General features: G+C 71.8%; 10 protein-coding genes. 1 reads left to right on the top strand and 9 read right to left on the bottom strand.

The window, feature by feature from the left end:
* Positions 1-6: 6 nt before the first annotated feature.
* The 4 genes from OG753_RS34055 to OG753_RS34040 form a co-directional block, all read right to left on the bottom strand.
* Entirely contained in the window at positions 7-1,968 is a 1,962-nt protein-coding gene (locus OG753_RS34055) for an FAD-dependent oxidoreductase (RefSeq protein ID WP_327265495.1), read from the bottom strand.
* A 162-nt stretch (positions 1,969-2,130) separates the two neighbouring features.
* Entirely contained in the window at positions 2,131-2,868 is a 738-nt protein-coding gene (locus OG753_RS34050; RefSeq protein WP_405791284.1) for a carbonic anhydrase, read from the bottom strand.
* Between the two features lie 107 nt (positions 2,869-2,975).
* Positions 2,976-4,790 carry an ABC transporter ATP-binding protein gene (locus OG753_RS34045; protein WP_405791283.1) on the bottom strand — a complete coding sequence of 605 codons (1,815 nt, stop codon included), beginning with the start codon at positions 4,788-4,790 and terminating at the stop codon, positions 2,976-2,978.
* Between the two features lie 181 nt (positions 4,791-4,971).
* Positions 4,972-6,129, bottom strand: coding sequence for an agmatine/peptidylarginine deiminase (locus tag OG753_RS34040; protein WP_405791282.1), 1,158 nt, complete (start codon positions 6,127-6,129; stop codon positions 4,972-4,974).
* Positions 6,130-6,287: 158 nt separating this feature from the next.
* On the opposite strand from OG753_RS34040, the gene OG753_RS34035 reads away from it, so the two are divergent.
* A complete protein-coding gene (locus tag OG753_RS34035) occupies positions 6,288-6,923 on the top strand; it encodes a TetR/AcrR family transcriptional regulator (protein ID WP_401702084.1) in 636 nt (211 codons plus the stop codon).
* Positions 6,924-6,969: 46 nt separating this feature from the next.
* On the opposite strand, the gene OG753_RS34030 is transcribed toward OG753_RS34035, so the two are convergent.
* From OG753_RS34030 to OG753_RS34010, 5 genes are read right to left on the bottom strand one after another with little or no spacing between them, the layout of a single operon-like run.
* On the bottom strand, positions 6,970-7,794 hold the full coding sequence (locus OG753_RS34030) for an ABC transporter ATP-binding protein (RefSeq protein ID WP_405791281.1): 825 nt from the start codon (positions 7,792-7,794) through the stop codon (positions 6,970-6,972).
* The gene (locus OG753_RS34025) at positions 7,784-8,791 is read right to left on the bottom strand and encodes an ABC transporter ATP-binding protein (protein ID WP_405791280.1); all 1,008 of its coding nucleotides are present in this window, start codon (positions 8,789-8,791) and stop codon (positions 7,784-7,786) included. The genes OG753_RS34030 and OG753_RS34025 overlap by 11 nt, the downstream gene beginning before the upstream one ends.
* Positions 8,788-9,642, bottom strand: coding sequence for an ABC transporter permease (locus OG753_RS34020; RefSeq protein WP_405791279.1), 855 nt, complete (start codon positions 9,640-9,642; stop codon positions 8,788-8,790). The genes OG753_RS34025 and OG753_RS34020 overlap by 4 nt, the downstream gene beginning before the upstream one ends.
* The gene (locus OG753_RS34015; protein ID WP_405791278.1) at positions 9,639-10,601 is read right to left on the bottom strand and encodes an ABC transporter permease; all 963 of its coding nucleotides are present in this window, start codon (positions 10,599-10,601) and stop codon (positions 9,639-9,641) included. The genes OG753_RS34020 and OG753_RS34015 overlap by 4 nt, the downstream gene beginning before the upstream one ends.
* On the bottom strand, positions 10,598-12,289 hold the full coding sequence (locus OG753_RS34010; protein WP_405791277.1) for an ABC transporter substrate-binding protein: 1,692 nt from the start codon (positions 12,287-12,289) through the stop codon (positions 10,598-10,600). The genes OG753_RS34015 and OG753_RS34010 overlap by 4 nt, the downstream gene beginning before the upstream one ends.
* Positions 12,290-12,318: the final 29 nt, after the last annotated feature.

Below are 12,318 nucleotides of genomic sequence, written 5' to 3'. Positions count from 1 at the left end.
CCGGGCTCAGAGGGTGGAGTGGACCTCCAGGGCGGTGCGCACCGCGGATTCCACCGCTCCTTCGATCCACGCCGGCTTGATGGAGGTGTGACATCCGGCGAAGTGCAGGTTCCCCTCGGCCTTGCGGACGTGGGGGAAGAGCTCGGTGTGCTGGCCGGGCAGCAGTACGGAGGCCTCGCCGTAGGCGTACGGGTCGCGCATCCAGGACTGGGTGCGTCCGACGCCCGTGTAGAACACCTCGATGCGCTGCCCGAACACCTCCTGCACCCCGGCGAGCGCGCGGGGGTAGCGCTCCTCGTCGTCGAGGGAGTCCCACTTCAGGGCGTCGTCCGACCAGCTGTAGGAGGCGAGCACGACCCCGCCGGCGCTGCCCTCGACCGGGTAGGAGGGCTGGAACATGAAGCGGTTGGGGTTGTCGGTGGCCGAGCCGCCGCCGATGACGTGGGCCGCCTCGGGCTGGTCACGGCCGACCGCGCGGCAGGCCGCGTAGTGGGCCCGCTGGGCGCCGGAGATACCGCGGTTCGACACGGAGGAGTGGGCGCCGAGCAGACCGCCGTCCTGCGGGGTCTGCCCGAGCTGGTACTTGCGGTACAGGCCGGGCTGTACCGCCTCCAGCTCGCGCTTCCAGTCGGCCTCGTCGAACTCCCACCAGCGGCGGCTGAATTCCAGCAGCACCTTGGTGGCCGCGTCGTAGTGCAGCTCGGTGATCGCGCGCCGCTTGCCGTACGAGAGCGCGGGGGCGACGGGGATGTGGCGCAGCCCGGAGAAGGGCACGGTGATGATCGCGGTGTCGCCGGTGAAGGTCTCGCGCCGCACGGGGCTGCCGCCGCGGCCCTCCGAGACGGTCTCGATGCTGACCCTGCCCTCCCCGTGGGTGATCCGGGTGGCGCGGCGGTCGAGCCGTACGAGGTCCTCGACGCGGGCGTAGAGGGCGTCGGCCAGGGTGGCGGTGCCGCCGGGCAGTTCGAAGAAGGCGGTGTCCGGGCTGATCAGCGAGGCACCGATGAAGCTGTGCACGAAGGCGAGGTGCAGTCGGGAGGTGAGGTTCTCGACGGTGCCGATCAGGTCGATGGTCCGCTCGTCGAGCTTCGCCTCCTCGGTCAGGTAGCGGTACATCGACATGTGGCCGTAGCGCTGGATGACGCGCGCCCAGCCCTCGACGAGCTGCTTGTCCTTCTTGCCCTCGATCTCCTTGCGGACGGGGGCGAAGGCGTTGCGGACGATCTGCGCGGCGGGCAGGCCCTCGAAGGCCGCCGGGACCCCGAAGGACTTGTTGAGGGTGTGCGGGCTGCGCGCGTAGTCGGCGCGGCGGACGCGGATGCCGTTGACGTAGATCCAGGTGCGGTAGGCGGGGCGGCCGGAGCCGTCCACGTCGACCAGGTGGAAGCGCCGCCGCTTGAGACCGAGGCTGTCGATCAGTCCGGTGACCAGCGGGTGGCTGTCGGGGATGCGCATCGCGCCGGCCTCGGCGTACTGCTTGGGGTCGGCGAAGGGGGCCGCGGACTTCTCGTGGCCGCCGGTCCGGAAGGTCTTGATCCGGCCGCCCACCCGGTTGCCGTTGGCCTCGATGACGGTGACCTCGTGTCCGGCCTCGCGCAGCAGGTGGGCGGCGGTGAGCCCGGCGGGCCCGGCGCCCACGATCAGCACCTTCTTGCGGGTGCGGGACCGCGGCAGGCCGTGCTTCAGGAGGATGTCGGAGTAACGGGGCACCAGGGGCTCGTCGTCATCGTCCCGTACGAGGATGGCCCGGGCGATCGTGAGGCAGGTCTCCCAGTCGGGGCGCGCCGAGCCGGACGGGGCCTGCGGGGTCCCGGCGGACGCGGCGGCGACGGACAGGGCGCCGGCTCCCGCGACGGCGGCCGCACCGGCGATCACGGTCCGGCGGGACGGGCGCCGGGCGGGCGCCCGGTCGGGCTCGTCCGAGGTGCCGGGCGCGGGATCGGGTGTGGGAACGGGTTCGATGATCATGTACCAACTCTCCCGGCCCGCATGCGCCTTGAACGCCCAAAGGCACCCGGGTGGGGAACAATCACCCGGATGTGCGGTGCGGGTCGCGCGATGCTGACGAACTGGGATTCGTACCGCGGCGCAGGGTGGCGGTGCGGGGGCCGGTGCCGGGGCCGGTGCGGGTCAGCCGATGCCGCGTACCCGCTGGCTGGTGAGTTCGTACCGGGCTCCGACGACGGCCAGCTCGCCGGCCGCGGCCTTGGCCGCGAGCTCCGGTTCCGCCGCCAGCCGCTCCCGCACCAGCCGTACGTTCGCGGTGATCGCCGCGTCGATGCGCGCGGCGCCGTCGAGCGTGCGGTCGATCGCCGGGCGGATCTGATCGACCAGGTACTGCATGTGGCCCGGCAGCGGGGCGCCTCCCCCGTCGGCCCGGACCGCCGCGGCGACGGCCCCGCACGACTGGTGCCCCAGCACCACGATGAGCGGGATGCCGAGTTCGAGGACCCCGTAGGCGATGCTCCCGAGCACCGCCTCGTCCAGGACCTCGCCCGCGGACCGTACGGTCAGCAGGTCGCCGAGGCCCTGGTCGAAGACCAGTTCCGGGGGAACGCGCGAGTCGACGCAGCCGAGCACCACGGCGAAGGGGTGCTGGCCGCCCACCAGCGTCTGCCGCACCGTCCGGGTCTCGTCGGGGTGCCGTTCGTGCAGGGTCCGCCAGCGCGCGTTGCCCGCCTCCAGCTCCCGCAGCGCCGCCTCGGGACCGGCGGGCCGGACCCTCTCGGGTCCCCCGGCGAGGGGGGCGGTCGGGATCCTGGGGGAACCGGCCACCAGGCCGGCCGCCAGGGCCACCGTCCCGGTCAGCACCACCCGGAGCAGCCGGCGCCGCCCCGGGCCGCCGTGGCTTTCAGATTGAGGGGTCATATCAGGACAAACTATGCACATCCAGCCGTGAAGGGTCGGCGCCGCTTGGGGCCCGTCCGTCCTTTGGCGAAATCTTTGGCCAACGGGCCCGGCGGCTCGGCCCGCACTCAGTTGACCTGGGAGCGCGCGGCGGTGCCGTCGAGGAAGCCACCCGACTGGTGCTGCCACAGCTTCGCGTAGGCACCCTCGGAGGCGAGCAGCTCCTGGTGCGTACCGTTCTCGACGATGCGTCCGCGGTCGAGGACGACAAGCTGGTCCATGTTCGCGACCGTGCTCAGCCGGTGCGCCACCACCAGGGCCGTGCGGCCCTCCATGAGCCTCCACAGCGCCTCCTGGACGAGGATCTCGCTCTCGGAGTCCAGCGCGCTGGTGGCCTCGTCGAGCAGCAGGACCGGCGCGTCGCGCAGGATCGCCCGGGCGAGCGCGACGCGCTGGCGCTGTCCGCCGGACAGCTTGACGCCGCGCTCGCCCACCATGGTGTCGAAGCCGTCCGGCAGGGTGTCCGTGAACTCCGTGACGTGCGCGGCCTCGGCCGCGCGACGGATCTCGGCCTCGGTGGCGCCCGGCCGGGCGAAGGCGATGTTGTCCCGCAGCGACCGGTGGAACATCGCCGGGTCCTGGGGGACGTAGGCGATCAGGCTGCGCAGGTCGGCCTGGCGCAGCTGGCTGATGTCCTGGCCGCCGATCAGGATCCGGCCGGATTCGATGTCCGTCATCCGCATCAGGAGCCGGGTGAGGGTGGTCTTGCCGCCGCCGGACCGGCCGACGAGGCCGATCTTCGTCCCGCTGGGCACGTCGAGGTCGAGGCTGTCGAAGAGCGGCTTGCCGCCGCCGTGGGCGAAGGTGACCCGTTCGAAGCGGACGTCCGAGGCCCCGGGCCGCAGCGGCTCGGGCGTTGCCGGGTCGAGCACGGTCGGCGGGGTCAGCAGCAATTCGGTGAACTGCCCCGCCTCCGTCATCGAGCTCTCCAGACGGCGGTAGATCTGGTTGAACTCGAACATGATCCGCGTCGCGCTGGCGTAGTAGGTGAAGGCGACGATGACCGCCTCCACCCCGTGCTCGCCGCCGCCGAGCGTGACGGCGAGCAGCAGGCCCAGCGCGTTGGTCAGTACGGACATCGGCGCGACCACCGTGTCGATGCGCAGGTTCCCGTAGTCCCAGGAACGCAGGGTGAGCCGGCGCGACTCCGCGACGCGCGAGCGGTGTTCGGCGGCCTCGCGCTCCTCGGCGGCGAAGGCCCGGACCGTGTCCATGTTCATCAGGCTGTCGGCGACGTGGCCCGACACCCGTGCGATGGCTTCCTCGCGCTGGGCGACGAGGGTCTGGCGGCGCCGGATCAGCGGCGCCACGATCAGCGCGGTCACCGCGATCATGACCAGCAGGCCTGCCACGAGCAGCGGGTCGTACTGCCACAGCACCACCGAGGCGAACACCAGCGGTACGAAGCTGCCCATCACCGAGAACGTGAGGGTGTCGACGAACTCCTCGAAGCGGGAGGCGAAGCTCAGCACGCGTTTGGTGAGCGATCCGGCGAAGTTGTCGTGGAAGAACGCGGCGTCCTTGGCGAACAGTTCGTCCATGCCGACCACGTAGAGGTGCTCGATGCCCCGGGCGTCGAGGCGGTTGAGGCAGTGCAGCCCGACCCGCCACAGCGCCTCCGCGAGCAGCAGGACCCCGGCGAAGGTCAGGACGTACGGCAGCATGGCGTCGACGGTGGTGCTGCCGCCGCCGGAGATGCGGCCGACGAGCTTGGCGACGATGAGCGGCGCGATGTAGTTGATGCCGATGTTGCCCAGTGCCGGGAGCAGCATCGCGGGTGCGGTCAGCCGCCGGAGGCGGGCCAGCTCCCGTCCGTAGTAGCGAAGTGCGAGCAGTACCGGGCCCCTGCCCGGTGAATGTTCGGGCGATCCTGGCGTTCCCATGGCAACCCTGTGCTGTCGTGTGGCGGGAGGCTTACAGGAACGGAAGTGTCCCGCGACGGCGACGGCGCGGTCCAAGGATTTTCCCGGATGGCGGTATGTCGTACCCCTTCGTGCCCCCCGCCCGGAACGCCGGAGGGCCGTTCCGCAGTGGTCCGGAACGGCCCGTGCGCGCGGGTGCCGGTTACGGGACGGGCTGCTGCTGGGTGACGCAGTGGATCCCGCCGCCGCCGGTGCCGAGCCGGTCGATGTTGAGCTGCTCGATGGTGCGGCCCGGGTAGAGGCGGGCCAGGGTGGCCTTCGCGGCGGTGTCGGCCCGGGTGTCGCCGAAGTGGGCGCTGATGACGGCGTTGTTGCACAGGTAGTAGTTGGCGTAGGAGGCGAGGAAGTCCGGGTTGGAGGAGCGGATCTTGTAGTAGTCGGGGCCCTGGATCCGCTCGACGGACATGCGCGTGCCGTCGGCGGCGGTGGCCGCGGACAGGATCTGGTACTGCTGGCGCGCGTCCTTGGCGTACACGTCGTTGTCCGAGGCCAGGGGCATCTGGACGGCGGCCCTGCCGGGGGCGAGGAAGCGCGAGGTCGCGTCGACGTGGTCGTCGGTGATGTCCTGGCCCTTCACCCCGTCGAACCAGATGACCTTGGTGGCGCCGTACGCGGAGAGCATCGCGGACTCGATCTGCGCCTGCGTCTTGTCGGGGTTGCGGTTCTTGTTCACGAGGCTGCTGCGGGTGGCCATCAGGGTGCCCGCACCGTCCTGCTCGATCGCGCCGCCCTCGCCCACCAGGGCGGCGGCGGTGAACGGCACTCCGACGTAGGAGGCGATGCGTCCGGCGACCAGATTGTCCCTGGAGTGGGCCTGCTTCCTGCCCCAGCCGTTGAAGTTCAGGCCGACGGCGTCCAGTCCGCCGGATCCGTCGGTGCGGAAGACCGGCCCCGTGTCGCGCATCCAGCAGTCGTCGACGGGGATGGTGCTGATGACGGTGACGGTGGAGCCGCACATCGAGCGGGCCTTGGCGGCGCTGCCGGAGTTGGCGCACATGTAGACCGGTTCGTACTTGGCGACGGTGCGGGCGATGAGCGCGATGTCCTGCTGGACGCCACCGAGCGTGTTGCCCCAGATGGAGGTGCTGTCCGGCCAGGCCATCCAGGTGCGGGTGTGCCGGACGTCCTCGATCGGCACGCGGAAGGCTCCGGCCGCCGCCGGCCGGAGCGCGGCCGCCGCCCCGGCCCGCCCTTCGGTCGCCGCCAGCGCGGCCGCTGCGGCGGTGAGTCCCGCCGCCGCCAGGAATCTGCGTCTGCCCATGCCCTCGCCCGCGGGCCGGTTCACTGCGTGATCGTTCATGTGGGGGTTCCTCCGATGGCTCAACTACCCGCGGAGACTGCGGGGTTGACCGGAAAGCTAAAACTGGCCAAGCGCTCGGTCAATAGTTTGGACGAGGTCATTCCGGTGGATCACGGAAAGCCCCAGGTCGCGGACGGAAGGCTCGTTAGAGTGACGTCATGGCAGCTGTCGCGAAGGACTCCGCAGACCGGCCCGCTCCCCCCGGACGGGCCGGCCGGCCACGGGCCTCGGCGAAGGGCGAGCAGACCCGGGCACGGCTGATCGCCGCCGCGCGGACCCTCCTCGCAGGCGAGATGAGCGAGGGCTTCACCACCCGCAACGTCGCAGCCCTGTCCGGCGTTTCGCACGGGATGTGCCACTACCACTTCCAGGACCGGACCGACCTCGTCCTCGCGGTCATCACGGACATCCGCCCCGAGTGGATCACGCCCCTGGAGGCGGCGGTGTCCGGTCCCGGACCGTTCGCCGAGCGCGCCGAGCGGGTCGTCGAACTGCTCGGCCGGCCCGAGGGCGCCGAACTGTCCCACCTCCATTCCGCCCTGCACTGGCAGGCGTTGAACGACGCCCGGGTCCGCGAGAGCCTGGAGGCCGAGTACCGGCGCTGGCGCGCCTGTTTCGTCGCCCTCTTCCAGGTCCTGGCCGACGAGCGCGGCGGCCACGTGGACCCGCGCCCGCTGGGCCTGGCCGTGGCCGCCGCCGTGGACGGCCTGGCGGCCATGGATTCCCTCGGCGCCGACGGCGGTACCGGGCCGGTCCTGCGGACGCTGCTCCGTACGCTCGCCGCGGGGGTATGACCCGTGGGGCGCCCCGGCGGTACGACCCGTGGGGAGGCCCCCCTGCCTACAGCGCCCTGCGGGCCGCGGCGATCGCCTCCGGGTCCCATCCCGGGCGCGGCACCGACTCCAGGAGCAGGCGCGTGTACGGGTGCTGCGGCGCGGCCAGCACCTCTGCCGTGGCGCCCGCCTCGACGATCCGGCCGTGCCGCATCACGACGATCTCGTCGGTGACGCACCGTACGACCCCCAGGTCGTGGGTGATGAAGAGGTACCCGATGCCGGTCTGCTCCCTGATGTCCGCGAGCAGGTTGAGGATCTGCGCCTGTACGGAGACGTCGAGCGCTGCGACCGCCTCGTCCAGGACGAGGACGGACGGCTCGACGGCCAGGGCCCGTGCGATGGCGACGCGCTGACGCTGGCCGCCGGACAGCTGCCGCGGCAGGGCGTCGGCCGCCCGGGTGCCGAGCCCCACCTGGTCGAGCAACTCCCTTATCCGGCGGGTGTGATCACGGTCCGGGAAGTGCAGGCGCAGGGTCTCGCGCAGGACCGCCTCGACGGAGGTGCGCGGATCGAGGGAGAGGTACGGGTCCTGGAAGACCATCTGGACCTCGCGGGCGCGCGCCAGGCGCCGCGCACGGCCGCGGCCCTCGCCGCGCGCGGTCCGGTTGCGGCCCGCGACCACGACCTCGCCCCCGTCGGCGCGCTCCAGCCCGACGATGATCCGCGCGGTGGTCGTCTTGCCGGAGCCGGACTCCCCCACGATGCCCAGCGAGCCGCCCTCGGGCAGCACGAAGGACACGTCGTCGACGGCGCGCACGGCTCCGTAGGAGCGGCGCAGCCCCGTGACCTCCAGGACGTTGCCGGGCGTTCCCGGTCCGTTATCGGGCATCGACGGTGCTCCCTTCGAGCCGGTCGCTGTGGTGGCAGGCGGCCAGGTGTCCCGGCCGGCCCGGCGCGGCCACCGGCAGGGGAACCTGCTGGTCGCAGACCTCGGTGGCGAGCGGGCAGCGGGCGGCGAAGGCACAGCCGTGCAGTGCCTGGCGCAGGTCCGGCGGCTGGCCCTCGATGGCGGCGAGCCGGCCGCGGGGGCCGTCCATCCGCGGGGTGGAGGCCAGCAGCGCGGCCGTGTACGGGTGCCGGGGGCGCGCGAAGAGGGCCTCGGCGGGCCCGCTCTCGGCGATCCGGCCCGCGTACATGACGTAGACGCGGTCGCTGATGGCCGCGGCCAGGTCGAGGTCGTGCGTGACGAACAGCAGTCCGGTGCCGAAGCGTGCGCGGAGCCCGGCGAGCAGCGCGACGACCTCGGCCTGGGAGGTGACGTCGAGCGCCGTGGTGGGCTCGTCGGCCAGCAGGAGGGCGGGGTCGCCCATGAGGGCCGCGGCGATCACCACGCGCTGCAGCATGCCGCCGGAGACCTGGCCCGGGTACTTGCGCATCACGGACGGGTCCAGGCCCACCGCACCGAGCAGTTCGGCGGCGCGCCCGGTCGCCTCCGCCCTGCCCATGACCTTGGTCAGTGTGGCGCTCTCGGTGAGGAAGTCGCCGATGCGGCGCAGTGGGTTGACGGTGGCGCGCGGGTCCTGGAAGACCATGGCCACGGCGGAGGCGCGTACCGCGCGCAGCCGGTCGGCGCTCATGGTGAGGACGTCCTCGCCGCCGACCCGCACGGCCCCTTCGGTGACGGCGCCGGGCGGCAGCAGGCGCAGCGCGCTGCGCGAGGTGAGGCTCTTGCCGGAGCCGGACTCGCCGACGAGGGCGACGATCTCACCGGTGGCAACGGTGAGGTCCACTCCGTCGAGGACGGGCCGGGCGGTGCCGGGCAGGGTGATCCGCAGTCCCTGGATGTCGAGGGTGTGCACCGGTTTCGTGGGTTGCGGCGGTCTCATCGGGCCCTCCTGGCGATACGGTCGGCCCAGCGTTCGCCGACCACGTTGAAAGCGACCACGGTCAGCACGATCAGGACGCAGGGCAGGATCGCGGACAGCGGGTAGCCGTGCTGGATGGCGGTCTGGCCGTCGAAGACCATGCGGCCCCAGTCGGGGGTGAGGGCCGGCACGCCGAGCCCGAGGAACGACAGTCCGGCGAGGTCCATCAGGGCGTAGCCGAAGTTGATGGTGGACTGGGCGAGGACGACGGGGGCGATGTTGGGCAGGATGTGGCGCAGGCAGATCTGCAGCGCCGAGTGGCCCTGGACCTGGTAGGCGCTGACGTACGGCCGGGCCCGTTCGGCCAGGACCAGGGAGCGGGTGAGGCGGCTGACGTACGGCAGGTAGGCCACGGCCAGGGCGATGACCGGGGCGAGCAGCCCCTCTCCGTAGACCGAGATGATCAGGATGGCCAGCAGCATCCCGGGGAAGGCGAAGACGAGTTCGGTGCTGCGGGAGAGCACGGAGTCGATCCAGCCGCCCCGCCAGGCCGCCGCCATGCCGATGGCGATGCCGGCGACGGTGGAGAAGGCGACGACCCCGAGCGGCCCGAGCAGGGAGGTGCGCGCGCCGAGCAGCAGCCGGGAGAGGGTGTCCCGGCCGGCCGCGTCCACGCCGAACGGGTGCGCGGCGGAGGGCGCGGCGAGGGCGTTGCCGAGGTCGACGGCGTTGGGGTCGTGGGGCACGAGCCAGGGTGCGAGCAGGGCGGCGAGCACGACGACGGCGACGAGGGCCAGGCAGACCAGATGGAGCGGGGAACCGGCGGCGCGGATCCGGGAGAGGCCCGGCCGGCGGGTCAGGACGGCGGTCATACGGCGGCGCTCCTCGATCCGAGGGTGACCCTGGGGTCGACCAGGGGCAGCAGGAGGTCCACGATCAGGTTCACGATCATGAAGAGGGCGACGATGATCAGGGAGATCGCCTGGACGGTCGGGAAGTCCTTGGTGGTGGTGGACAGTTCGAGGAGCTGGCCGATGCCGCCGATGCTGAAGGCCGTCTCGACCAGGATGGTGCACACCAGGAGCGTGGAAACGATCAGGCCGCCGGTGGTCAGGACGGTGCCCAGCGAGTTGCGGAAGACGTGGCGCCGGATGACCTGCCGCTCGGGGACGCCCCGGCTGCGGGCGACGGTGACGTGCTCGCTGTCGAGGGCTTCGAGCATGGCGGAGCGGGTGACCCGCGCCAGCATGCCGATCAGGTAGAGCGCGAGGGCGATCGAGGGGAGCGCGAGGTGCCAGAGCATGTCCCCGAGGCCGCCGTCGCCCGCGCCGCTGCTGGGGAACCAGCCGAGCTTGACGGCGAAGAGGCCCTGGAGCAGGACCGCCGCGACGAAGGACGGGGTTCCGACGGCGAACGTCGTGGTCACGAGGATGGCGGAGTCGGTGGCCCCGCCGCGGACGGCGGCGACCCTGCCGAGGAACAGGCCGACGGCGACGACCACGACGAGCGACATCACGATGAGCATCAAGGTGGTGGGCAGGCGGTCCGCCAGCAGGCGCGAGACGTCGGTGCGGTAGGTGATGGACCGTCCGAAGTCGCCCTGGAGTACGTCGCCCAGCCACCGGAAGTAGCGCAGCAGGAAGGGATCGTCCAGGTGGTACTGGGCGTTGATCGAAGCGAGGGCCTCCGGGGAGGCCGAGCGGCCGGCGAGCAGGAAGCTCGCCGGGTTGCCCGGTGCCAGGTACATGGCCGCGAAGACCACGAACGAGGCGGTCAGGAGGGTGGCGGCCATCTCCGCCACCCGCCGTATCGCGAATCTGGCGAAACTCACTGCGAGGCCCCCACGTCGGCGGCCCACGGGTAGTACATGTACGAGATCGTGGTGGGGGCGCCGGTGATCCGCTTGTTCAGGAACAGCGCGGTGGGCCACTCGGCGACGGGGATCCACAGCAGCTGCTCCGAGGCGTGGTGCTGGAGCTTCGCCTCGATGTCCATCCGCTGTTCGGTCGGGTAGACGGCGCTCGCCTGGTCGACGAGCTTGTCGTACCCGGGGTCGCTGTAGCCGGCGAAGTTCATGTACGCGCCGGTCTTGAAGTTCTGCAGCAGGTCGAGCGGGTCGGTGATCGAGTCGTAGTAGGTGAGCGGGAACATGTCGATGCCCTCGCGCGCCTGGGGGTCGGTGAACAGCGCGGTGAAGGCGTTCGGGGCGATCGTCTTCAGCTGGATGTCCAGGCCGATCCGGGTGCCCGCCGCCTGGACCGCGGTGGCGAGGAGGGAGACGTCCTGGCCTATGGAACTGGTGGCCACGGTCAGGGTCTTGCCGGTGGCGCCGGCCTCCTTGACCAGGGCCTTGGCCTTCTCGAGGTCCTGGCCGGTGGGCGGCAGGCTGTCGAAGGCGGTCTTCAGGGTGCGCTCGGGGGCGGCGGCCCACGCGGCGCGGGTGGTGAGGGAGTTGGTGACGGTGCCCGCCCCGCCCAGTCCGGCCTTGACGAAGCCGGTGCGGTCCAGCGCCAGGGACAGCGCCCGGCGGACGCGGATGTCGCCGAGGGGGCCCTGCATGTTGGTGATGTTGACGTTGACCGTGCTCAGGCCCTCGCCGAAGTAGAGGGTGCCGGCGCCGCTGCCCTTCAGACGGGCGTAGCTCTCGGTGGGGATCAGGTAGCCGCCGTCGGCCTCCCCGCTGAGCAGGGCGTTCGTACGGGCGGAGGGGTCGGTCAGGACGCGGAAGACGGCCTTCTTCGATTTGGCCCTGGTGCCCCAGTAGCCGTCGAAGCGCTCCAGCTCGATCGACTGGCCCTTGTTCCAGGTGCCGAGCTTGAAGGGGCCGGTGCAGCCGAGGCCGCCGGTGGTGCCGTAGTCCTTGCCGGCCGCTTCGACAGTGGCCCTGGACGCGATCACTCCGGCCGCGGTGGCCATGTACTGGGGGAACTGCGAGTCGGGCTTGCTGAGCTTGACGGTGACCTGGAGCGGGCCGCTCTTGGTGATCGAGGCGACGTTCTGGAACACCTGGGCCCAGGCGGCGGCGTTGTCGGGGTCCTTCTGGCGGCCGAGGCTGAAGACCACGTCGTCGGCGGTCATCTCCTTGCCGTCGTGGAAGCGCACGCCGGGGCGCAGGTCGTAGACCCAGGTGGTGGGGTCCGGGTTGGACGCCTTCTGGGCGAGACCGGGCTCCGTGGTGAGGCCCGGGGTCCAGCGCATCAGGCTCTCGCACACGTTGGACAGGACGGTGTTCTGCGGGTAGTCGAAGGCAACCGTGTAGTCGAGGGTGGGCGGCTCGGCGTACACCGCCCAGGTGAAGGAGTCGATCTCACCGCGGGCCTCGGGGGTGGAGACCGCGAGCTTCACGTCGGTGATACCGGCGGCCTTGTCCTTCGGCGGGCCGGAGCAGGCCGCGAGCAGGGAGATGGACGTCAGGGCGGCAGTCGCGGCCGCGGCGGCGGAGCCGAGCCGGGCGCGCCGGCCGTGGCGGCGTCTGCCGGTGCGGGTGCCGGTGCGGGTGCCGGGCGGGGAGGTGGTCATCGTCGCGCTCTCTATTCCGTGAGGGTTGC

The organism is Streptomyces sp. NBC_00029, from assembly GCF_045160505.1.
GTDB lineage: Bacteria > Actinomycetota > Actinomycetes > Streptomycetales > Streptomycetaceae > Streptomyces.
Note: the sequence above shows the minus strand (reverse complement) of the source record. Positions and strands in the feature narration are given on the sequence as shown.

Bases quoted from the DNA above. Each gene is read 5' to 3' on its own strand.
- OG753_RS34055 (WP_327265495.1), bottom strand. From the start codon at position 1,968: ATGATCATCGAACCCGTTCCCACACCCGATCCCGCGCCCGGCACCTCG.
- OG753_RS34050 (WP_405791284.1), bottom strand. From the start codon at position 2,868: ATGACCCCTCAATCTGAAAGCCACGGCGGCCCGGGGCGGCGCCGGCTG.
- OG753_RS34045 (WP_405791283.1), bottom strand. From the start codon at position 4,790: ATGGGAACGCCAGGATCGCCCGAACATTCACCGGGCAGGGGCCCGGTA.
- OG753_RS34040 (WP_405791282.1), bottom strand. From the start codon at position 6,129: ATGAACGATCACGCAGTGAACCGGCCCGCGGGCGAGGGCATGGGCAGA.
- OG753_RS34035 (WP_401702084.1), top strand. From the start codon at position 6,288: ATGGCAGCTGTCGCGAAGGACTCCGCAGACCGGCCCGCTCCCCCCGGA.
- OG753_RS34030 (WP_405791281.1), bottom strand. From the start codon at position 7,794: ATGCCCGATAACGGACCGGGAACGCCCGGCAACGTCCTGGAGGTCACG.
- OG753_RS34025 (WP_405791280.1), bottom strand. From the start codon at position 8,791: ATGAGACCGCCGCAACCCACGAAACCGGTGCACACCCTCGACATCCAG.
- OG753_RS34020 (WP_405791279.1), bottom strand. From the start codon at position 9,642: ATGACCGCCGTCCTGACCCGCCGGCCGGGCCTCTCCCGGATCCGCGCC.
- OG753_RS34010 (WP_405791277.1), bottom strand. From the start codon at position 12,289: ATGACCACCTCCCCGCCCGGCACCCGCACCGGCACCCGCACCGGCAGA.